This window comes from Candidatus Binatus sp. (genome assembly GCF_036567905.1).
GTDB lineage: Bacteria > Desulfobacterota > Binatia > Binatales > Binataceae > Binatus.
Window position 1 is genome coordinate 19241 of record NZ_DATCTO010000044.1, and the last position, 20014, is coordinate 39254.

A 20014-nucleotide genomic window follows, 5' to 3' on the forward strand; every position below is an offset into this window, starting at 1 on the left:
ATCGAGGTTTTCTCACTTTTCCGCCCGGAATTACACGCAATTTGAGCAGCTGGTATCCTGCTCTGAGCGTCGATTGTGGCGTCCGATCTGGCAACGGCGGCACGTCCTGAGGCTCAAGCGCGGCCGCCACTGGCCGCTTCCATCCTTCGTGCATTTCCGCAAGCGTCCATTTCCGTCATCCCGAGCGGAGCCGAGGGACCCCGAATCCGATGTCAGCTCGGTCGCCCCGTTTCAAAATCCCAGCCCCTGCTCAGGGATGCCCTAGTTCAGCCTGCCCGCGCTTTCGCCGCGCCCGCTTGCGGCGCGCCGTGCCAACGCGATGAAATCCACCGGCCCGCGCACGCCCGAGGGCAAGGCCGTCGTCCGTCTCAACGCGCTCAAGCACGGTTTCTTCGCCTGCGACGTCGTCAACCCCGAACTCGACGGCCCCGCTCGCGCCGAGGAATTCAATTCGATCCTCGACGCTTTGCTCGAAGAGTTCCAACCCGAGTCCGCCCGCGAGCGCATCCTGGTGGACGAGGTCGCCGCATGCTGCTGGCGGATCCGGCGATTGCTGCGCTACGAATGCCGCGAATCCTGGCTCGATGAGGACGCTTGCCGCCGCGATGCCGCTACTGAGACACCCACCGAATCGCTCCTCGCCACGATGGGTTATGATCACTACGGCGTCCGCCGGCGCACGGCTCGCAAGCTCCGGCGCAGCGGACTCGACGCCTTTACCCTGCCGGGCGATTCGGATGTGGATAAAATCGTCCGCTTCGAACGAACCGTAAAGCGCAATCTGTTCCGCGCCCTTGATTCGCTCGAGCGCATCCGGGCCGCGCGCGGTTGCCCGGGATCATCGGACTCGACTTCATCGCCGCGGGAATGACTTGGGCGGCGGACGACGCGCGGCAGAAAATATTTTTGACGGAACAAAGCTAGCCTTTGTGGCATAGCCTCACTGGATCACAACCGGTGGTATGAATTGCCGCTTCCCGCACAATCTACCCGTCGCTCAGAATGGCAACATCACATCACCAGCCCCGCTTCACTTGCCGCACCACACCGGTTTGCGCTTCTCCAGAAACGCCGCGATCCCTTCCTGCGCGTCCGGCGCCATCGCATTCTGACTCATCACTTCCTTCGTGTACTCGTACGCGTTGGCCGTATCGAGATCGATCTGCGCGTAGAACGCCTGCTTGCCAATTCCAATCACGAGCGGGCTCGCCTCGACGATCTGCATCGCCAGCTTACGCGTCTGGGCGATCAGTTCCGCATCGGACACCACCCGGTTCGCGAGTCCCCACTCGGCCGCCGTGCGCGCATTGACGGGCTGTCCTGTCAGCAGCATTTCCATCGCATGCTTTCGTCCGACCGCGCGCGTCAGCGCAACCATCGGCGTCGAGCAGAACAGTCCAATCCTCACGCCCGGCGTGGCGAAACTCGCGCTCTCGCCCGCGACCACGAGATCGCACGTCGCCGCAAGCTGGCATCCCGCGGCGGTGGCGATCCCATGCACGCGCGCGATCACCGGCTGCGGAGTCGCCTGAATCGTTTGCATCAGTTGCGCGCACAGATCGAATTCGTACCGGTAGAATGCAAGGTCGCGCCCCTTCAGTTCGCCGAGGTCGTGGCCGGCCGAGAATGCGGGTCCGTTGCCCGCGATTATCACCGCGCGCAGGTCGGCCCGTTTGCCGATCGCGCGAAGCTCGGCGGTCAGTTCCGTCATCATCGCGGTCGAGAGCGCGTTGCGCTTCTCGGGACGATTCATCGTAATCGTGACCAGCCCGGCTTCTTCCTCGACGATCAGATTCTTTTGCGCGTTTTCATTTGCCATCGGTTATTCACCTGCTTTCCATTCTCCCGCTTTTTCAACCGCATGCTAATCGTCCGGATCGTTTTTCCATTCTTCGGGATAGAGCAGCAGCAAATCCTGGCCGAGCGCGCGCACCAGGAATCGCTGCGTCTCGTTGATCGCGCGTTCGAGCGCGCGTCCGCCAATCAGCCAATGCCCGCGGCCGGCGATCGTCGCCAGCTTCGCGCCGATCGACTCCGCAAACTGCGCGGTCCGCGCCAGCGGCGCAAAGATGTCCGAGTCGCCCGCTACAATCAGGCGCGGCGCGGCTTTGTCCGCCGCCGCAAACTCGATCGCGCCGGCCATCACATCGGCGGCGATCGCACCCGAGTCCGGCGCCATCGCATTTATCAAACCGTCGCGAGTGAAAGGATCGGCATCGGCAATCAACTCAAACAATATCCTGCCGCGCGGCGGCTTGATCGGCAGCCGCCACATCATCGCCAGCCGATTCGCGAGGCCGCCCGCCAGCGGCGTGCGAAAGCCCGGCGCCAGCGGCGCGTATGCGACCGCGGCCTTCACTCGGCGATGCGCGCTGAGCTTGAGCGCGACCAATCCCCCGACGCCGTGACCGACCACGATTGCATCGCGGCCAATCCCGTCGATCGCTTCGCCGGCCAGCGCGGCCAAATCATTGAAGCGAAGTTTCCCCAGCGGAGGCGTCGAGCCTTTGCCGACCACAGCCCGCAAATCCGGAACGAATACTTCCCATCCGATCGACGCGAGATAACCGAACACCAGCGCAAGATGCCGCGGCGTAGCGAAAAGTTCGGGCAGCAGCACGATCGGCCACGCGAACTTGACCGGCTCGGGGCGCTCGCATTGCGCGGGGAAGCGGCCGAGTTCGACGTCGTCCACTGGAGTCTGCCGAATTATGCGGCCCGCGACGCTGCCGCCATCAGGCGCGCGAATTTGAACGACGGAAAAGCCGCGCGCGGTGTCAGCATCTGCGCGGCGGGAATCGAATTGCCGCCAGCGGTGGAGAACCACTTGGGCGCGAGCGCGCCAACGATTATCGCGTCAAAATCTTTTGCCAACGCAGACATAAGGCTTGCGCAACTTCGCGGCGATCGAACCCTATCATGTTGAACGCGAGCGCCCGCAAGCAAGCGCCGGATAAGGAAAGAGCCCCCTCTTTCGAGGGGGCTCTCCCGTGTTGCGAGGCCTTTCAGCCTCGGCTTAATCCAGCAGCAATCCTGGCAGCCTTAGCCAGCCTTCGGGGTATTGGCCCGAAGGTAAACTCGTTAAGTGGTTACTTCTTTTTGGTCTTTTTGGCGGCTTTCTTCTTTGCCATTTTGCTCTTTCGCATCGGTTTGGACTTGGTGGCCTTTTTGGCCCGTATCTTCTTCCTCACTGGCATAGGTACCTCCTCTTCCTAGGCTGCTGCTGGACAAGCACCCTTTCTTATAGATGAGGGTTCATCCCTCATCGATTCGAGCCGATTATAGAAACATGTTATTCTAAAATCAAGAGCCGCAAGGCGATTTATAAAGAAATTTTAAAGTCGAAAGAGTGCAACCGAACCGGTCTCTTTCGGGTCTTTAGAATGTCGTTCAAAATTAGATCCCTTGAACTCGGACCGCCGCTTGAATTACGATTGGGCGCATGAGGCGGTTAAGCTTTCTACTGCGCCGCGAGTGGCTCAGCCTAATCTTCGGCGGGGTTCTCGTGATGCTGCTGTTGAGCGCCGTGCTCGGCAGGCAGGGGCCGCGCGATCTGGTCGCCCTCCAGAGCCATCGCGCCGCGTTGGAGAAGCGGCGCAATCAACTGGCAGCGGACAACGCCGCGTTCAGAATCCGCATTGCGAAACTTCGTTCCGACGACCGCTATATCGAACGCCTGATTCGCCGCGAGCTTGGCTACGCGCGCCCCGATGAACTGGTGTACAAATTCGCCGACGACGACGACCACGAAACGCCGCCGCGCTGAACTGTCCGCGAATATCAGAAAACAACGCGCGGGATCAGCCGATACTCGCGAGCCTTAAGTTCCAGTTCTTCGCGGAAATCAGGATGCGCGATCGAGATCAACGCGCGCGCGCGCTCCGGAACCGATTTGCCTTTCAGGTTGACCATTCCATACTCGGTCACCACGTACATCACGTCGCTGCGCGGCGTCGTCACGATGTTGGAGTCGTCGATTCGCGCGACGATTCGGCTGGCGCGCCGGCCCGCGCGCTCGTGGGTCGAGGCGAGGCATAGAAATGATTTGCCCCCGCGCGAGTCGCGCGCGCCGCGCACGAATTGCAGTTGTCCTCCGGTGCCGCTTATCTGCCGGATTCCGGCCGACTCGGAGCACGCCTGTCCGGTGAGATCGATTTGCGCCGCGTTGCAGATCGAGATGACGCAGTCGTTGAGCATTATGCGATGCGGCAGGTTGGTGTAATCGACCGAACCCGCAAAGCATGCGGCGTTGCGATCGAGAAAGTCGTACATCCGTTTCGAACCCGCCGCGAAGGTGTACGCCATCTGGTAGCGGTTGGTCGCTTTGTGCGCGCCGGTCACCTTGCCGGCCTGGTAAAGCGAGACGAGCGAATCGACGAACATTTCGGTGTGAATGCCGAGATCCTTGATCGGCGCCGCCGCCAGCAGCTCGCAGACCGCGTTGGGCATCGCGCCGATCCCAATCTGGATGCAGGCGCCGCTGGAAATTTCCGGCGCGATCAGTTGCGCGACTTTCTGATCGACCGCATTCGCGGCGGGATACTTCAGCTCTGGCATCGCGGATGCGCCGGCGTCCAGCACGAACTCGACATCATTTATATGCACCGCGTTTTCGATTCCGAAAACGTAAGGCATGCTCGCGTCGGTCTCGACGATCATGGTCCTGGCTCTTTCGCTGATCGCCTTGTGATACGTGACCGACGGGCCGAAGTTGAAAAATCCGTGCTCGTCCATCGGCGCCGTCTTCAACACCGCGACGTCCACGTCGATGAGGCGGCGATAGGTGTCGGGCGCCTCGCCGAAGTTCATCGGTATATGATGGGCCAGGCCGCGGTCGTACATCTTTCGTTCCAGTCCCGAAAAATACCACGACAGGTAAACGAGATGACGTTGTTCGGGATCAGCCTCGGCCGCCGCGCGAGGGCGCATCGCAAGGCATCCGCGGATCTTTACGCGCTTGAGCTTGCGCACTCGTTCGGCCAGCGCGCGATCGAACAAGTCCGGCTGCCCGAGTCCGAATCCGTACTCGACCCAATCGCCGGATTTGACTCGCGCCGCCGCCTCATCGGCGCTGACTTTTTTGCGCTTCAGTTCTCCCTGATAGGAAATCGCCATCGGTAAGCCCTCGTATCGATTCCGGTCGATTTGCTTGACTGCACGGCTGGCGTAGGATTCTCTTCAACCGGCGTACTTCAATCAATGCCAAGTATCGAACCAGTCAAGCAAGCGCCCGCCAGCGCCGAGCCGGCCGCGGCCTCGCGGCTGATACTTTTTCTGACCGTCTTCATCGACCTGCTCGGCTTCGGCATCGTCATTCCGTTCCTGCCGATGTTCGCGCACAAGATGGGCGTCGGCGCGGTCGGAGTGGGGTTGCTGCTTTCGATCTATTCGCTGACGCAGTTCGTGTTTGCGCCGATCCTGGGCCGAATCTCCGATCGCATCGGACGCCGGCCGATCCTCCTGCTGGGACTGCTCGGCTCATCGATCGGCTACTTGATCTACGGATTTGCCGGAACGTTTTTCTGGCTGCTCGCGTCGCGCGCGATGCACGGCGCATGCGCCGCAACGATTTCGACCGCGCAGGCCTACATCGCCGACACCACCGACGACGAGCATCGCGCCAAGGGCATGGGACTCATCGGTGCGGCGTTCGGACTCGGCTTCGTGCTGGGGCCGGCGCTCGGCGGAATCATGGGGCAATCGAGTTTGCGGGCGCCGGTGTTCTTTGCCAGCGCGCTGACGCTGGCGAATTTCATCTTCGCCGCGGCCAGACTGCCCGAGTCGCATCATGCCGATCGCTCCACGCCGCTGGACCTCTCCCACTTCATCGCGCCGCTGCTGGCAATCCCGCGCCAGTTGCTCCGCCATCGGCTGGCGCGGATGTTCGCGATTGCATTTCTGCTGACGTTCTCGCTGTCCGCGCTCGAAGCGACGTTTGCGCTGATGGTGCCCGCGGTTTACGGTTACGGCGCGTTCGGCATCGGCGTATTGCTCGCCTTCTCCGGCCTGATGCAGGCGCTGGCGCAGGGCTATCTGCTGGGAAAAATCGTGGGCCGATTCGGCGAGGCGCGGCTGCTGAAAATCGGACTGCTGGCGATGATCGTCGGGTTGGCACCGATGGGCTCGATTTCATCGCACGGCGCGTTGCTCGCGATGCTGGCGGCGGTCTCCGTAGGTTACGGTTTCGCAAGCCCGTCGATCGCCAGCCTAATCTCGCGCAACACCGACCGCGATTTGCAGGGTGAAGTGATGGGCGTGAATCAGTCTGCCATGTCGCTCGCGCGCATCTGCGGCCCGATCGCGGGCGGCCTGGCGTATCAACTGCTGGGACCGGCGGCGCCCTACCTCGGCGGCGCCGTTGTCGTTATGCTCGCGCTCGCGACCACCAACCGAATCGATGCTCACGCATCCTGACGCAACGGGGGGAATACCATGAACGCGCTTCGCGGCTGCCTTATCGCACTGCATATCTTCGGCGTCGTTTTCTGGCTGGGCGGGCTGCTGATGATCGCCAGCCTGCTGGCGCGCGTGCCCGAAGAAGTCGGACTGCCCAAGGAACGCTTCCTCGGCGTGGCGCGCGGATTGTTCGAGGCCACAACCAACCTCGGGGCAGCAATCACGATCTTTCTTGGACTTCTGCTGATCCTGACAAATCCGCCGGTGTTGCGGCAGGGATGGTTCCACGTGAAGCTGGCGCTGGTCGCGGTGCTGCTCTTTTATCACGTGCGGTTTTACCGCCGGATCATGTTCCTCGAGGAAAATCCGAGCCAGTCAACGCGTCGCGAGTATCGCGTCATCCACGGGATGGTGAGCCTGCTGTTGATCGCGATCCTGATGCTGGCCGTGACGAAACCGTTCTAGCAGCAAACCGAAGTTTCAGCTCTGGCCGTTGCTCTTTTGTTCAGGCAAGGGCGCACGGGCCAACTCCTGCTAGAAATGGTCCTTGAGTTCGCGGAGCTTGGCAAAAATCGCGATCGGATCGTCGTCCACCGACGGATCGCGCTGTTTCAGATTCGCCCGCAGCTCGGGGCTGTCGGTACGCAGAAATGGATTGGTCTGCTTCTCGTCGCCGATGGTGGATGGCACCGTGAACTGGTTTTCCGCGCGCGTTTTCAGGCTCCACTGGTGCTTCTTTTCCAGCGCCTGGTTCCCCGGCTCCAGCGTCAGCGCAAAGCGTAGATTTTTTTCGGTGTACTCGTGGCCGCAATAAACCCGGGTCGCGTCGGGCAGCGTCGCGAGTTTTTTGAGCGCCGCCACCATCATCGATGCCTTCCCCTCGAACACGCGGCCGCATCCGCCCACAAACATCGTGTCTCCGGTGAACACCGCGCCGAGCGTTGGAAAATAGTAGGCGACGTGTCCGTTGGTATGCGCCGGAATTCCGATCACGCGGCCTTCGAGCGCGCCGATTCGAATCAGGTCGCCGTCGGCGACCGGATTTGTCAACGCCGGAATCCTTCCGCCTTCCGCGCTCGCGCCGTACACTTTGAGTCCCTGCACTTTGGACGCGATGCCGCTGTTGCCGCCGCAATGATCGCCGTGCCAGTGCGTGGTCAGCACTGCGACGATTGTAGCGCCGTGCGATTTCGCCGCCGCGATCAGCTTGTCGGGCTCGGCGCAATCGACCGCCGCGCATTGCTTGCTGCCGTCGTCGATCACCAGGTACGCGTAGTTGTCCGATAGCTGCGGGGCGGTGACGATTGGCATCGCGATACTCCTTGCCGCTAGACGCCGACGATATTGTAGCCCACGTCCACGTAAAGCGTCTGGCCCGTGACGCCGCTGGAAAAATCGCTCAGCACCGCAGTCGCCATCTTGCCGACTTCCTCGATCTTCATCGCGCGCCGCAGCGGCGCGCGCGCCTCGACCTCGTGCGCCATCGTATGGAAGTCGCGAATCGCCGACGACGAGAGCGTGCGCGCGGGCCCGGCGCTGAGCGCGTTGACTCGTATATTCCCGGCCCCCAGATCGACCGACAGATAGCGCACGCAGGCCTCCAAGGCCGCCTTGGCCACACCCATCATGTTGTAATTGGGGATCGCACGGACCGCGCCGAGGTAGCTGAGCGTCAGGATCGATCCGCCGCCGCGCGCTTCCATCAGCGGTTCCGCGGCGCGGGCGAGCGCGACCAGCGAGTAGGCGCTGATTTCCATCGACTTCGCAAAATTGGCGCGGCTGACCGTCAGAAATCGATCGCGGAGATCTTCACGCTCGGCAAACGCGACCGCATGCACGAGCAGGTCCAGCCCGTTCCATTTTTTCTTGAGCGCCGCAAACACGGACGCGATTTGCGCGTCGTCGGTCACATCGAGCTCGCCGATCACGTCGGCCTGGATTTGCGCCGCCAGCGGACGGACGCGCTTTTCCAGGATCTCGCCCTGGTAGGTCAGCGCGATCTCGGCGCCCTCGGCGGCCAGCCGCTGCGCTATCGACCACGCCAGGCTTTTTTCGTTTGCGACGCCGACGATCAACGCCCGCTTGCCCTGTACTATGCCCATGGCGAGTTTCCTTATTTGCGACGATGCGCGCGCGGGCTCAGATTTCGATCTTCATCCCGTCATAGCCCATTTCAAGAACGATCTCATCGGCGCGGCTCAGCACTTCGCGCCCAAGATGCGTCAGCACCATTCGGCGCACCTTGAACTTGTCGCGATTGGCCGCCAGCAGCGGGTAGTTGAGATGAAAGTTCAGCTCCGTGCTCTCGTAGTAGGTGCATTCGCACAGGAACAGATCGGCGCCGGCGCTGAGCTCGACCAGCTCATCGTTCCATCCGGTGTCGCCCGAGAAAACTATCGACTTGCCGCCGCCGTCGATTCTGAGCGACAGCGAGATGTCGGGCTTGGTGTGCGGACTGCGGATCGCGCGCACCTTGAACTTGCCCAGCCGCGTCGAGCTGCCCGGTTCGAGCACCACGAACTTCAGCTTGCGCTTTATTTTGTCGAGTTCGAAATGCGGAAACATCGTGCGCATCAGCAGCCACGTCCGCTGCTCGAGCCGGGGCGGGCCCGCAATGGTCAGCAGCCGCTTGCGCGGCGTCTCCCACATGTAGTCGAGAATCAGGAACGGCAGGCCGGCGAAATGATCGCCGTGCAGATGGCTGATGAGCACCAGGTCGAAGCTGTCGGGCGCGACGGCGTTGCTCTTGAGCGCAGGCATCAGGCCGGGCCCCGCTTCCATCAGGATCCGCCCGCCGGGCGCGTCGATCAGGTAGCCCGATTGTGAACGGCCGAAACTCGCGAACGCATCGCCGGTGCCCAACAGAGTCACGGTTACCGGCGCACCGTTCGATGCCGTGCGATTCGGATTCATTGCGGCGGCCTATGCTAATATCATCGGTGGATGCGCGCAAACCAGGGAGCGCCGCCGATGAAACAGGTGAAGACCGCAGCCGCTCTCGCGTTCGCTTGCGCCGTCATTGCCGCGACCATTGCCGGATGCGGGAATCCCGCGCCGCCCGCAAACGCGCCGCCGCGCACCTTCGCCAGCGCCGAGGAAGTCGAGCTCAACTTTCGCGGCCGCACGTTCGTGCTCGGCGACAACAATCAAATCGCGCAAGTGCGCCCGCCCGATTGGCCCAAGGACAAGTTCCTCAAGCTGCCGTTCTGGTTCGGCGTCAACATTTTGGTGCCCGGAGTGATGGCGCCCAAAGAAAGCGATTTTTACGTCATCAGCGAGGCCACCCTCGAAAAGCCTTTGGACACGCCCGGCGAATGGATGATCGAAGCGGGCAGCTCGCTGGTGAAGCAGGAGACGGTGTTGGTCACGACGCGCACGCGATATCTGGCGCCCGGAAAGATTTTGCCCACCATCGTCCAGTATATCGGCAAGCGCGAATTCAAACGCCCCGACGGCAAGACCGTGAATATTCCCGTGCTGCGCGAGGTCTCGCTGCCGATGAAATGGACGCTCGGCGGGACGATCCCGGCAAGCTACGCGAGATACCGCACATGATTCGCCGGGGGATGGCGATCGCCGTCGCGCTCGCGCTTGCGCTCACGGCGGTCGTCGCGGGATGCACGCCGGACAAGGCGCTCGACTTCGGACCGACCGGCGAGATAACCACGCCGCCCGAGGATCAGTTGAGCCGCGACATCATGCGCGATTTCGCCGGACGCGATTTCATTCTCGCCAACAACGATCACGAGGCGCACATCAGTCTCACCGATTGGAAGCCCGGACGGCGCATCATCGTGCCGTTCTGGCTCGGCGTAAATCCGCTCTACCCCGGATTTCTGCGGCCGACCGTCGGACATCTATATGTGATGAGCCAATCGACGCTGGTCCGCCTGCTCTCCAATAACGAGTACCTGATTCGCGCCGGCTCGAAACTCTTCAAGAGCGATACCGTCTTCGAGGCGACGCGCACCCGCTACCTCGACACCGGCGGGATGCTGCCGACTGTCGTCCGCTTCGTCGGCACGCGCGTCATCACGGTGCCAAAGGACGCGCCCGCAACCGGCACGATCACCGAGAAGGTTCCGGTGCTGCGCGAAATCTCGATGCCGATGCACACAACCCACGACGATGACCTGACCGGCTACGCCAAGTTCGAAGCCGCCAAATAACCTGGTGAAGTTGCTACGATGGTAGCGTCATCGATCGAACATCGGAGGTCGCCGCATGCTGTCGCATACGAAATATCTCACCATGAAGGTGCCCAACCGGATGGATTTCGTGAACATCACGGGCGAAGTTGAAAAGGCGGTGAAGGAAAGCCGCGTGCGCGAGGGCCTCTGCCTCGTCAATGCGATGCACATCACCGCCTCGGTCTTCATCAATGACGACGAGCCCGGCCTTCACGAAGATTACAAGCGATGGCTGGAATGGCTGGCGCCGTACGACCCAAGCCCCGAGCGCTATCATCATAATCGCACCGGCGAGGACAACGGCGACGCGCATCACAAGCGCCAGGTGATGGGCCGCGAAGTCGTAGTCGCGATCACGGCCGGCAAGCTCGACTTCGGTCCCTGGGAACAGATCTTCTACGGCGAGTTCGACGGACGGCGCCCCAAGCGCATCCTGATCAAGGTGCTCGGCGAGTAGGGGCCGCTACGGCTCTTCGGACTCTTGCAGCGTTGCGGTCTGCAGTAGCTCTGCCGGCACGTCTTCCAGAAAGCGCGACACCCGGCCCATCACGAAACCGAAGCTGCGGTCGAACATATAGATCGGATACGACAGGTACAGCTCGTCGCGCGCCCGCGTGCTCGCGACGTACATCAGGCGGCGCTCCTCCTCGATTTCGTCATCGCCCACGCTTTGCGGTCCCGGGAAACGCCCGTCGGCGGCCCAGATCAGGAACACGACTTTCCATTCGAGTCCCTTGGCCGAGTGAATCGTGCTGAGCGTCAGGCGTTCGTCGTCGGAGTCGGTCGCGAGCATGCCGTCAAGTGAATCGTTGGGCGGCTCGAGCGCCATGTCGGCCAGCATCTGTTCGAGGCTTTTGTAGCGCTCGGTGAGATTCTGAAAATGTTCGAGGTCGCGCTCGCGCTTGGGATAATCGTCGGCGTACGCCTCGCGCATCACGGGCAGATAGTATTCGAGCGTCATCGCGATTTGCTCGGGCGGCCGTTTCTCCCCGCTGCGCAATTCCGCCAGCAGCGCGCCAAGCCTTTTCAGGCCGCCGTCGGCGCCGCCGCGGGCCTTGTCGGCAAGTTTCGCAACCGTGGCCGCCGGATCGTCGGCGGCGATGAGTGCGTCGATCGTTCGCTCGGCCGTGCGATGGCCGATGCCCTTGACCAGCGTGAGCACGCGCAGCCACGACACGGCGTCGGCCGGATTGGCGATGACGCGCAGATGCGCCAGCACGTCCTTGATGTGCGCGGTTTCGATAAACTTGAATCCGCCGCGCTTGATGAACGGGATGTCGCGGCGCTGCAGCTCGAGTTCCAGGTCGAAGGAGTGAAAGCTCGAGCGGAACAGCACCGCGATCTCGCCGAGTTCGACTCCCTCCTCGCGCAGCTCCAGGATGCGCTGGGCGACAAACCGCGACTGCATGTGTTCATCCTGCGCGCGCACCAGGAAAGGCCGAAAGCCGCCCTCGCGCTGGGTGAACAGCGCCTTGGTGTATTTTTCACCCGCGCGGGAGATCACATCATTTGCCACATCCAAGATTCCCTGGATCGAGCGGTAGTTCTGTTCGAGCTTCACGATCTTCGCGCCGGGAAAAATCGCGGGAAAATCCATGATGTTGCGGAAGTTGGCGCCGCGAAACGAATAGATCGACTGCGCATCGTCGCCAACCGCCATCACGTTGCGATGATTCATCGCAAGCAGGCGCACCAAGTCGGCCTGAATCAGATTGGTGTCCTGGTACTCGTCGATCATGATGAAGCGATAGCTGTCCGACAGCCGGCGGCGCACGTTCTCATGCTGTTCGAGCAGCTCGGCGAGCCGATACAGCAGGTCGTCGTAGTCGAGCAGGGCGCGCTCGCGCTTGTAGCTCTCGTAATTTTTCGCGAGTTCGAGAATTTCGGTCTGATGCTCGCCGAGATGCGGAAAATCGATCTCGATTTCCTCCTCGAGCGCGCGCCGCTTGTTGCGCGCCATGCTGATCGCCTCGGCAATCGTGCTTTTCTTCGGAAACCGGCGCTCGCGCGACGCCAGCCCCATCCGCGTCCGGAGCAGATTGACCACGTCCTCCATGTCGGAGCGATCCAGTATCGTGAAATTGGGCTTGAGGCCCATCGGCGCGCCCATCCGGCGCAACACATTGTTGGCGAAGGAATGAAACGTGCCGCCCGCGACGGCGCCCGCCCGATCTCCCACCAACTGCTCGGCGCGATGCAACATCTCCTGCGCCGCGCGGCGGGTGAACGTCAGCAGCAGGATCGCGCCGGGCGGCACGCCGCTCTCGATCAGCCGCGCGACGCGATAGATCAGCGTGCGAGTCTTGCCCGATCCCGCCCCCGCTACCACCAGCAGCGGGCCCTCGCGATGGGTCACGGCGGCCAGCTGCGCGGGATTGAGCAGCTCGGCGTACTTGATCTTGAAGTTGCGCTCGTCGGCCGGCGATGCCGGCTTTTCGCGCAGGTAAATTACCTTGTCGGCCACGTCAAGCGGGATCCTACCACGGCGCGCGCCGCAAGTTGCGATGCCCGCGATTGCGCCGGCGCCCGCGCCGCTCTGTGCTGGCGACTATCCCGTTACGGAATCTGGATCTGCTGAATCTGTGCCTCTTCCCTCTGCACGACTTCGGCCGGCAGCGGCGCGTACTTGAGCTCCGGCGCGTACTTCTGTCCTTCGGTCAGCGCCCAGTGCAGGAACTTCACGATCTGTTCGCCGACTTCCTTGTTGGTCTGCTTCTGATAAACGATCAGATAGGTGAACGACGAGATCGGGTACGCCTGCGCGCCCGGTGCGTCCGTGATCGACACGCGGAAGTCGGCCGGCATATTGCCCGACACCGACGCCGCCGCCGCGGTCACGCCCTCGAGGCTCGCCCGCACCCAGTTGCCCGCCTTGTTCTGTAATTCGGCGTACGGGATGTGGTTGTTGAGCGCGTAGATCAGCTCGACGTAGCCGATTGCGCCGGGCGTTTGCTGAACCAGCGCCGTCACGCCCTCGTTGCCCTTGCCGCCGAGTCCGACCGGCCACTTGACCGAGGTTCCTTTGCCCACCTCCGACGCCCAACTCGGGCTGACCTTCGACAAGTAATCGACGAAAATATACGTCGTGCCGCTGCCGTCGGAGCGGTGGCATACGACGATGTCCTGCGACGGGATCGCCGCGCCCGGATTCAGCGCCTTGATCTTGTCGTCATCCCACTTGGTTATTTTGCCCGAGAAAATATCCGCGATTACCGGACCCGTCAGGCGGAGCGTGCCGGTAAATCCGGGCAGGTTGTACGCGACCACGTCCGCGCCCATCACGCTCGGGAAGTGCAGAATTTTTCCCGGCGCTTCGGCAAGCTGTTGATCGGTGAGCGGAGCGTCGCTCGCGCCAAGATCGACGGTGCGATTCGAGAGCATCCTGATGCCGCCGCCCGAACCGATCGATTGGTAGTTGAACTTGATGCCCGGATTTTCCTTCGCGTAAACGTCGAACCACTTGGAATAGATCGGGTACGGGAACGTCGCGCCGGCGCCATTGATTAACCTATCGGCAAATCCGGAGCGGCCGGTACCAGCGATCGCCAGGACTGTGAAAAGGGCAATGATTAGTCGTCGTTTGAGCATCTTTTGAACCTGCCTCGAAGTTAGTCGGGTCCGTTGCGCGGATCTGAGTGTGGCGCGCAAAAGCTACGCATCGGACATTAAGGGAGGATGAACCCGGCGTGTCCGCGGGTTGAATTCGGCCGCCTCGATCCGGATTCCCGTGCATAGTTGCGCTTGGGCGCGATCGGTTGCTTTTCCCGCCCTCGCTCAACGACAATCCAATTCCAAAAACGGCGCCTGGCAATTTTCAATGGGTAAATCACTCGACGGAATCAACATCGTTGAATTCGCCTCTCACATGGGCGCAGCTTACGCCACGATGCTCTTGGCGGAAAACGGCGCGCGCGCCATCAAGATCGAGCCGCCGCGCGGTTCGCGCGAGCGCGGCACGCCGCACTTCCACGTCCTCAACCGCTCCAAGCGTGCGCTCGAGCTGGACCTCGACGATCGCGCATCGCAGCCTCGAATCGCGGACCTGATTCGATGGGCCGATATCGTAGTCACCGGCTTCACACCGGCCCGGCTGAAACAACTGAACCTCGACGCCGAATCGATTCGCCGGATTAATCCGCGCGCGATTGCGCTCGGCATGCATCCGCTGGGCAGCCGCGGCCCCGACGCCGACTTCGATGCGAACGACGAGCTGGCCGCTGCCCGCGGCGGAATCACCGGCAGCCAGTGGGCGCGCAGCGGCAATCCCGTCGCGCTGGTTTTTCCGGCGGCGAGTTATTCGGCGGGCGTGCTGGCGGCGACTGCGGCCGTCGCGGCGATTGTGGCGCGCGGCGCGAACCGGGCGGGCGACGCGGTCGAAGTCTCGCTTCTGGCCGGCGCGTTCTCGCTCCAGACCGGCGCAATCCTGAGTCACGAGGCGATGACCAGCCTCTATCAGGGTCCGCTGGATCCGCTCGGCCCGATTCCGGTTTATCGTCTGTTCGAGGCCGCCGACGGCAAGTACCTGTTTGTCGCATGCGGTAACACGACCTTCTGGGGCAAGTTCGCGATCGCAATCGATCGCCCCGAACTGGTCGCCGACCCGCGGTTCGAAAATGCGCCGTGGGGAATCGCGCCCGAACACTGGCAGCCGCTCAAAGACATCATCGAGCCGATCATCCGCACGCGCACGCGCGACGAATGGCTGGGCATCCTGCGCGAATACGACGTCCCGTGCGCCCCGGTGATGACCCGCCACGAGTTCATCGATCACCCGCAGACGCGCGCGCTCGGGATGCGCACTGAGATCGACGACCCCGCTCTCGGCCGCATGATTCAGATGGGCCTGCCGGTGTTCCTGAGCGACACTCCCGGCGAAATCACGGGCCCCGCTCCCCAGGCCGGCGACGATCGCGCGGCGCTGCAATGGCTTGCAGAGCCAGGGCGCGATCCATCGCCGGAAAAGGACCTGCGCTCGGCTGAACGGCCGCCGCTCGACGGCGTCACCGTGCTCGACTTCGCCAGCTACATCGCGGGTTCGTACGGCCCGATGATACTCGCGCAACTCGGCGCCAAGGTCATCAAGATCGAAAGCCTCGAGGGCGATTCGTTTCGCCACTTCGGTTTCGGCTTCCTCGGCTGGAACCAGGGCAAGCGCGCCATCTCGGTCAATCTTGCGACCGGGGAAGGCCGCGAAATCATCCATGGGCTCGCGGACAAGGCCGACATCGTGGTCGAGAATCTGCGGCCGGGCCGGATGCGCAAGTTCGGCTTCGATTACGAAAGCCTGGCGGCGCGCAACCCGCGCATCATCTATATGTCGCTCAACGGGTTCGGAAATCGCGGACCCGAGCACAACCAGCCCGGCTTCGATCCGCTGTTGCAGGCGCGCTCGGGCGCGATGGCGGCGCAAGGCGGCCATCACGGGCATCCGGTGTACCTGACCTGCGCGATTTGCGACTACGGCGCCGCGATGCTCTCCGCGTTTGGATGCGTGCTCGCGCTGCGTGCGCGCGAACGTACCGGACGCGGCCAGTTATGCGAGACCTCGCTGCTGCAAGCCGCGATGGCTTTTCAGGCCGGCGAGTTCGCGTTCTATCCGGGGCGGCAGGACATGGAAAATGGCGGCGCTGAGAATCGCGGGCGCTCGGCGCTTTCGCGCGCCTACAGTTGCCGCGGCGGCGAATGGCTATTCATCTCGCTGACCGACGAGACGCAATGGAAGGCGCTACTGACTATTGCGTCCGGGCTGCCGAAGATTAACTGGGACGCGGCCGCGGCGGAACCGAACGAGGGCGCTCTGGCGGCGGCGCTTGCGCAGCAGTTTGCGAAGCTCGATCGCGACGACGCACTCGCCGCGTTGAAGAAATCCGCCATCCCGGCTACGCGGGTAAATCATTTGGGCGAATTGTTCGACGATCCGCAGGTCCTCGCCAACGACCTGATCGCCGAGTTGTCTCATTCGCAATGGGGCCGCGTGAAGCAAACCGGAATGCTGACGAAGTTTTCCGCGTCCCCCGCCACGATCGACCGCGCCGCGCCGATGCTGGGCGAGCACACCGACGAGATCCTCCGCGAGTGCCTCGGTTACCCGGCCGGCCGAATCGCCGCGCTGCGCGCCGCCGGCGTCGTCAAGTGATCGATGGATCCTGAGGCGGCCGCCGTTATCACTCCGCATCTGCTCGCGCGCGAGGAGCTGCTCTGGTGCGGACGCCCGCGTGATACGAGGGCGCTTCGATGGCGCGCGGGCGCGATCATACTGGTTGCAATCGCCGCGCTGGTGATGCGTTCGATCCCGCTCGACTCCGGTCTTGCCGAGCGTGCTGACACCAATTCAATTCTGCTGGCGATGCTGGTCGGCGTTCTGATCGCGGAAGCGATCGTCTTCCACACCTATCTGTCGAAGACGTTTTACGGCGTCACCAATCAACGCGTGATCATCGTGTCTGGATTGAGAGAGCCGCAGATGGTGGCAGTTCTGCTTGACCGGCTGAACGCGGCGCAACTCCGCATCCGGCGCATCTACCGCGACATAGAATTGCGCGCTCCCAGCGAAGAGCTATTTCAATTGCGGCATCTGCCGTTCACGAACCCTTCGGTCCCGCCGGATTGGATCGGATGGCCCGAGTGCTACCGGCTAATCGCGCTTGAAGACGCCCGCCGCGTGTGCGACTTGATAGTCGAATCGGCGCACAAGCTGAAATAGTCCGAAGCGGAGAGACACTATGCCACTGCTTACCAGCGAAACCGTCAAACAGGTAATGCGCGATCTGTACGGCTACGAAATCTCCGACGCCGACGCGGATGCAATCGCGCACAGTGCGGGCGCGATGCTCGCGCTCGCCGGGCACTTGCCGTCGATCGGCCTTGGCGGGATCGAGCCGCCCTTCGGCTATCCGGTGCTGTTGACTGAGGCGACCCGCCTTGCCAAAGCCAGGCCGTAATATCCACTTCAATACTCACTTCGAGGATTTATTCGGATGTCGATGCCATTTCAGGAACTACTCGAATTCGATGTAGCTACTCTGTCCGGCAAGCTGCGCGCGCGCGACATTTCACCGGTCGAGCTGACCGAGGCGTATCTCGGCCGAATCGAACAGACCGACGGATCGCTGCGCGCCTATATCACCGTCACCGATACGATCGCGCGCAAGGCGGCGAAAAAAGCCGAGGCCGAAATCGCCGCCGGAAAATGGCGGGGGCCATTCCATGGCGTTCCGATCGCGCTCAAGGATCTGGTGTACACGAGCCGGATTCGCACCACCGGCGGCTCGAAGATCCTCGCCGATTTCAAACCCGATCACGACGCGACCGTGTGGACGCGCCTCAAGCGCGCCGGCGCCGTGCTGCTCGGCAAACTCAACCAGCACGAGTTCGCTTACGGGATCACGTCGTCGAATCCGCACTGGGGAATCGTCCGTAATCCCTACGCGCTCGACCGAATCCCCGGCGGCTCGAGCGGCGGCTCGGCCGCTGCGATCGCCGCGCGCAGCGCCGCCGCCACCATCGGCACCGACACCGGCGGCTCGATTCGGATTCCCGCCGCGCTTTGCGGATGCGTCGGGCTGAAGCCGACCTGGAGCCGCGTCAGCCGCTACGGCGTCATCCCGCTGGCCTACACGCTCGATCACGTCGGCCCGATCACGCGCACGGTTCGCGACGCCGCGATGATGCTGCAGATAATCGCGGGCGCCGACCGCAACGATTCCACCGCCAGCCGCCAGCCGGTGCCCGATTTCTCAGCCGGTCTCGACGGCCAGATCTCCGGCATGCGCATCGGCGTGATTCGCGAACTTAACGACGGCCTGAGCGACGATGTCGCGCACTCGTTCAACGCCGCGCTCGAGACGCTGCGATCGCTCGGCGCGACCGTTGACCACGTGACGATTCCCTCGCTCCCGGCGGCCGGCATCATGAACGGCGTCATCACCTGGGCCGAGGCGCTCGAAATTCACGAAGAGTGGATGCGCACCCGTCCCCAGGACTACGGCGACGACGTTCGCCGCATACTCGAGATCGGAATGATGACGACCGCCACCAGTTACATCCGCGCCCAGCGCGCCCGTGCGCGCACGCTGGCCGAGTCGATCGCGGTGCTGGCCGATCACGACGCGCTGGTCGCACCGGCCAGCGCGATCGTGGCGCCCAAAATCGGCACTACTCAAATCCTGGAAGCGCGCGAAGACCGGGTGGATGTCGTCGCGGCGATCCTGCGCTTCACGCAGCCTTTCAATTCGACCGGTCAACCCGCAATAGCTGTTCCCACCGGTCTTTCGCCTGACGGACTGCCGATTGCGATGCAGGTAATCGGCCGTCCGTTCGGAGAGCCGGAAATAATTCGCGTGGCCGCCGCTTATGAGAGAGCGCGCGGCGCGCTCCCACCACCGCCGGAGATTGCGTAGCAGAGCGCAAGGATTTCAGTATTCCACTATTTCACTGGCTCGCGCCGCGATTACAGTTCGAGATCGACCATCACGAAATCGTGATCGGAGGCGCGGCGCATCAAAATCGGAGACCGCGGCGCGACGACCGCCGCGGTGCCCGCGATCGGACGAAGCTCGCGGACTGCGAGCCAATCAAGTTTTGGCCTCATCGATCGCGGAATCAGGCCGGAAAAAGTGAAAGTCGCGCGATTGGCCACGTTGACGCCCTCGATCTCGAGTCCGCGCTCTCGTAGATGATCGAACAAGGGCTCGTATCCCTCAGGCGCGCGGAACCTGTCGGGATTGGCGAGCATCTGCCGCGCCGTTGCCAATATCAATGCCCGGCTCGATAGCTCAGTGGTCGTCGTATTCAGGTCGCCGCCGAAAATCGCGCGGCCTGCCGCCGGGAATGATTCCAGGTAAGTCGCCATCTGGCGCCCGCGCTCGGCGGGCGTGCAGCGGCTGTGCAGATGCGCGAGGCCGACGGTTAACTCCTCGCCGCCGAATTTCGCTCTGGTGACCAATCCCGTCGGCGTGCCCACCCGCGACCAGCGCCGCATGCGCATCGGCCACGCCATGGGAGTGGGCGGCTTGTGCATCGCGACGGCGGCCACGTCCTCGAACGGCGCGGCGCTCAGGATCGCATTACCCATGTACGAGACGATTTCGCTTTCGCTCCCCGGGGGTCTCAGACCGAACTCGCGAGCATACGCGCAGCTCATCTCGAGCGCCTCGGCGAGTTCCGTCGCAAGGTCACGGCCTGGCCTGCGCTTCATTCCCGTATTGACCTCGCATAGCAGAATCACATCGGCGCTCTGGAGCGGCGGACGCCTGAGACATGCCAGGATTTCGCGGACCTTTCGCCCGCCAGCCGCGTTGAGCAGCACAACTCGCAGCCGCGCATCCGGCCGGCGCCGCGCCGCACGGTTCACGACGATTGGCGGGAAATACGGCGTCGGTTTTGCGCCAGCCGCGGTAAGGTCGCGCACGTCGCGGTCCATCACCCGA

The 20014-nt window shown here is 62.8% G+C and carries 22 protein-coding genes; 11 read left to right on the forward strand and 11 right to left on the reverse strand.

What is annotated here, in order from left to right; genetic code table 11:
- Window positions 1–319: 319 nt before the first annotated feature.
- Entirely contained in the window at window positions 320–871 is a 552-nt protein-coding gene (locus tag VIO10_RS07075; protein WP_331961445.1) for a hypothetical protein, read from the forward strand.
- A 159-nt stretch (window positions 872–1030) separates the two neighbouring features.
- On the opposite strand, the gene VIO10_RS07080 is transcribed toward VIO10_RS07075, so the two are convergent.
- From VIO10_RS07080 to VIO10_RS07095, 4 genes are all read right to left on the reverse strand, one after another.
- Entirely contained in the window at window positions 1031–1819 is a 789-nt protein-coding gene (locus VIO10_RS07080) for an enoyl-CoA hydratase (RefSeq protein ID WP_331961448.1), read from the reverse strand.
- A 45-nt stretch (window positions 1820–1864) separates the two neighbouring features.
- Window positions 1865–2695 (reverse strand): alpha/beta fold hydrolase, encoded by an 831-nt coding sequence (locus VIO10_RS07085; protein ID WP_331961451.1) that lies wholly within the window; start codon window positions 2693–2695, stop codon window positions 1865–1867.
- Window positions 2696–2709: 14 nt separating this feature from the next.
- Window positions 2710–2883 carry a hypothetical protein gene (locus tag VIO10_RS07090; RefSeq protein WP_331961454.1) on the reverse strand — a complete coding sequence of 58 codons (174 nt, stop codon included), beginning with the start codon at window positions 2881–2883 and terminating at the stop codon, window positions 2710–2712.
- Window positions 2884–3081: 198 nt separating this feature from the next.
- A complete protein-coding gene (locus VIO10_RS07095) occupies window positions 3082–3231 on the reverse strand; it encodes a hypothetical protein (protein ID WP_331961457.1) in 150 nt (49 codons plus the stop codon).
- Between the two features lie 211 nt (window positions 3232–3442).
- Between VIO10_RS07095 and VIO10_RS07100 the strand changes: the two genes are divergently transcribed.
- Window positions 3443–3766 carry a septum formation initiator family protein gene (locus VIO10_RS07100; RefSeq protein ID WP_331961460.1) on the forward strand — a complete coding sequence of 108 codons (324 nt, stop codon included), beginning with the start codon at window positions 3443–3445 and terminating at the stop codon, window positions 3764–3766.
- A gap of 14 nt (window positions 3767–3780) precedes the next feature.
- Here VIO10_RS07100 and VIO10_RS07105 read toward each other — a convergent pair whose 3' ends face one another.
- Entirely contained in the window at window positions 3781–5115 is a 1335-nt protein-coding gene (locus VIO10_RS07105; RefSeq protein ID WP_331961463.1) for an acetyl-CoA hydrolase/transferase family protein, read from the reverse strand.
- 84 nt (window positions 5116–5199) lie between these two features.
- On the opposite strand from VIO10_RS07105, the gene VIO10_RS07110 reads away from it, so the two are divergent.
- Both VIO10_RS07110 and VIO10_RS07115 read left to right on the forward strand, forming a co-directional pair.
- Window positions 5200–6414 carry an MFS transporter gene (locus VIO10_RS07110; RefSeq protein WP_331961466.1) on the forward strand — a complete coding sequence of 405 codons (1215 nt, stop codon included), beginning with the start codon at window positions 5200–5202 and terminating at the stop codon, window positions 6412–6414.
- An 18-nt stretch (window positions 6415–6432) separates the two neighbouring features.
- The gene (locus tag VIO10_RS07115) at window positions 6433–6861 is read left to right on the forward strand and encodes a CopD family protein (RefSeq protein WP_331961470.1); all 429 of its coding nucleotides are present in this window, start codon (window positions 6433–6435) and stop codon (window positions 6859–6861) included.
- Between the two features lie 69 nt (window positions 6862–6930).
- On the opposite strand, the gene gloB is transcribed toward VIO10_RS07115, so the two are convergent.
- The 3 genes from gloB to VIO10_RS07130 are packed head-to-tail and all read right to left on the reverse strand — an operon-like array spanning window position 6931 to window position 9309.
- Window positions 6931–7707 carry a hydroxyacylglutathione hydrolase gene (gloB, locus tag VIO10_RS07120; protein WP_331961473.1) on the reverse strand — a complete coding sequence of 259 codons (777 nt, stop codon included), beginning with the start codon at window positions 7705–7707 and terminating at the stop codon, window positions 6931–6933.
- A gap of 17 nt (window positions 7708–7724) precedes the next feature.
- Window positions 7725–8498, reverse strand: a complete 774-nt coding sequence (locus VIO10_RS07125) for an enoyl-ACP reductase (RefSeq protein WP_331961476.1) — start codon at window positions 8496–8498, stop codon at window positions 7725–7727.
- Between the two features lie 37 nt (window positions 8499–8535).
- The gene (locus tag VIO10_RS07130; protein ID WP_331961479.1) at window positions 8536–9309 is read right to left on the reverse strand and encodes an MBL fold metallo-hydrolase; all 774 of its coding nucleotides are present in this window, start codon (window positions 9307–9309) and stop codon (window positions 8536–8538) included.
- A gap of 57 nt (window positions 9310–9366) precedes the next feature.
- On the opposite strand from VIO10_RS07130, the gene VIO10_RS07135 reads away from it, so the two are divergent.
- Genes VIO10_RS07135 through VIO10_RS07145 form a run of 3 tightly spaced genes read left to right on the forward strand, consistent with a single transcriptional unit; the run spans window position 9367 to window position 11043 of the window.
- Entirely contained in the window at window positions 9367–9951 is a 585-nt protein-coding gene (locus VIO10_RS07135) for a hypothetical protein (RefSeq protein ID WP_331961482.1), read from the forward strand.
- Window positions 9900–10565 (forward strand): hypothetical protein, encoded by a 666-nt coding sequence (locus VIO10_RS07140; RefSeq protein WP_331961485.1) that lies wholly within the window; start codon window positions 9900–9902, stop codon window positions 10563–10565. The genes VIO10_RS07135 and VIO10_RS07140 overlap by 52 nt, the downstream gene beginning before the upstream one ends.
- Window positions 10566–10620: 55 nt before the next feature.
- Window positions 10621–11043, forward strand: coding sequence for a secondary thiamine-phosphate synthase enzyme YjbQ (locus VIO10_RS07145; RefSeq protein ID WP_331961488.1), 423 nt, complete (start codon window positions 10621–10623; stop codon window positions 11041–11043).
- Between the two features lie 6 nt (window positions 11044–11049).
- Here VIO10_RS07145 and VIO10_RS07150 read toward each other — a convergent pair whose 3' ends face one another.
- A complete protein-coding gene (locus tag VIO10_RS07150; protein ID WP_331961491.1) occupies window positions 11050–13050 on the reverse strand; it encodes an ATP-dependent helicase in 2001 nt (666 codons plus the stop codon).
- A 92-nt stretch (window positions 13051–13142) separates the two neighbouring features.
- Entirely contained in the window at window positions 13143–14174 is a 1032-nt protein-coding gene (gene pstS / locus VIO10_RS07155; RefSeq protein ID WP_331961494.1) for a phosphate ABC transporter substrate-binding protein PstS, read from the reverse strand.
- Window positions 14175–14403: 229 nt separating this feature from the next.
- Here pstS and VIO10_RS07160 point away from each other — a divergent pair, with 229 nt between their 5' ends.
- Genes VIO10_RS07160 through VIO10_RS07175 form a run of 4 tightly spaced genes read left to right on the forward strand, consistent with a single transcriptional unit; the run spans window position 14404 to window position 18985 of the window.
- Window positions 14404–16722 carry a CoA transferase gene (locus VIO10_RS07160; RefSeq protein WP_331961497.1) on the forward strand — a complete coding sequence of 773 codons (2319 nt, stop codon included), beginning with the start codon at window positions 14404–14406 and terminating at the stop codon, window positions 16720–16722.
- A 3-nt stretch (window positions 16723–16725) separates the two neighbouring features.
- Window positions 16726–17289: a hypothetical protein gene (locus VIO10_RS07165; protein ID WP_331961500.1), complete on the forward strand. Its 564-nt coding sequence runs from the start codon at window positions 16726–16728 to the stop codon at window positions 17287–17289.
- A gap of 19 nt (window positions 17290–17308) precedes the next feature.
- Window positions 17309–17527 (forward strand): hypothetical protein, encoded by a 219-nt coding sequence (locus VIO10_RS07170; RefSeq protein ID WP_331961503.1) that lies wholly within the window; start codon window positions 17309–17311, stop codon window positions 17525–17527.
- Window positions 17528–17569: 42 nt separating this feature from the next.
- Entirely contained in the window at window positions 17570–18985 is a 1416-nt protein-coding gene (locus VIO10_RS07175; protein WP_331961506.1) for an amidase, read from the forward strand.
- A gap of 50 nt (window positions 18986–19035) precedes the next feature.
- On the opposite strand, the gene VIO10_RS07180 is transcribed toward VIO10_RS07175, so the two are convergent.
- A complete protein-coding gene (locus tag VIO10_RS07180) occupies window positions 19036–20007 on the reverse strand; it encodes a hypothetical protein (protein WP_331961509.1) in 972 nt (323 codons plus the stop codon).
- Window positions 20008–20014: the final 7 nt, after the last annotated feature.

What these genes read in the sequence shown, in the direction of transcription:
- VIO10_RS07075 (WP_331961445.1), top strand. Translation starts at nt 320, where the DNA reads ATGAAATCCACCGGCCCGCGCACGCCCGAGGGCAAGGCCGTCGTCCGT.
- VIO10_RS07080 (WP_331961448.1), bottom strand. Translation starts at nt 1,819, where the DNA reads ATGGCAAATGAAAACGCGCAAAAGAATCTGATCGTCGAGGAAGAAGCC.
- VIO10_RS07090 (WP_331961454.1), bottom strand. Translation starts at nt 2,883, where the DNA reads ATGTCTGCGTTGGCAAAAGATTTTGACGCGATAATCGTTGGCGCGCTC.
- VIO10_RS07100 (WP_331961460.1), top strand. Translation starts at nt 3,443, where the DNA reads ATGAGGCGGTTAAGCTTTCTACTGCGCCGCGAGTGGCTCAGCCTAATC.
- VIO10_RS07105 (WP_331961463.1), bottom strand. Translation starts at nt 5,115, where the DNA reads ATGGCGATTTCCTATCAGGGAGAACTGAAGCGCAAAAAAGTCAGCGCC.
- VIO10_RS07110 (WP_331961466.1), top strand. Translation starts at nt 5,200, where the DNA reads ATGCCAAGTATCGAACCAGTCAAGCAAGCGCCCGCCAGCGCCGAGCCG.
- VIO10_RS07115 (WP_331961470.1), top strand. Translation starts at nt 6,433, where the DNA reads ATGAACGCGCTTCGCGGCTGCCTTATCGCACTGCATATCTTCGGCGTC.
- gloB (WP_331961473.1), bottom strand. Translation starts at nt 7,707, where the DNA reads ATGCCAATCGTCACCGCCCCGCAGCTATCGGACAACTACGCGTACCTG.
- VIO10_RS07125 (WP_331961476.1), bottom strand. Translation starts at nt 8,498, where the DNA reads ATGGGCATAGTACAGGGCAAGCGGGCGTTGATCGTCGGCGTCGCAAAC.
- VIO10_RS07130 (WP_331961479.1), bottom strand. Translation starts at nt 9,309, where the DNA reads ATGAATCCGAATCGCACGGCATCGAACGGTGCGCCGGTAACCGTGACT.
- VIO10_RS07135 (WP_331961482.1), top strand. Translation starts at nt 9,367, where the DNA reads ATGAAACAGGTGAAGACCGCAGCCGCTCTCGCGTTCGCTTGCGCCGTC.
- VIO10_RS07140 (WP_331961485.1), top strand. Translation starts at nt 9,900, where the DNA reads ATGGACGCTCGGCGGGACGATCCCGGCAAGCTACGCGAGATACCGCAC.
- VIO10_RS07145 (WP_331961488.1), top strand. Translation starts at nt 10,621, where the DNA reads ATGCTGTCGCATACGAAATATCTCACCATGAAGGTGCCCAACCGGATG.
- pstS (WP_331961494.1), bottom strand. Translation starts at nt 14,174, where the DNA reads ATGCTCAAACGACGACTAATCATTGCCCTTTTCACAGTCCTGGCGATC.
- VIO10_RS07160 (WP_331961497.1), top strand. Translation starts at nt 14,404, where the DNA reads ATGGGTAAATCACTCGACGGAATCAACATCGTTGAATTCGCCTCTCAC.
- VIO10_RS07165 (WP_331961500.1), top strand. Translation starts at nt 16,726, where the DNA reads ATGGATCCTGAGGCGGCCGCCGTTATCACTCCGCATCTGCTCGCGCGC.
- VIO10_RS07170 (WP_331961503.1), top strand. Translation starts at nt 17,309, where the DNA reads ATGCCACTGCTTACCAGCGAAACCGTCAAACAGGTAATGCGCGATCTG.
- VIO10_RS07175 (WP_331961506.1), top strand. Translation starts at nt 17,570, where the DNA reads ATGCCATTTCAGGAACTACTCGAATTCGATGTAGCTACTCTGTCCGGC.
- VIO10_RS07180 (WP_331961509.1), bottom strand. Translation starts at nt 20,007, where the DNA reads ATGGACCGCGACGTGCGCGACCTTACCGCGGCTGGCGCAAAACCGACG.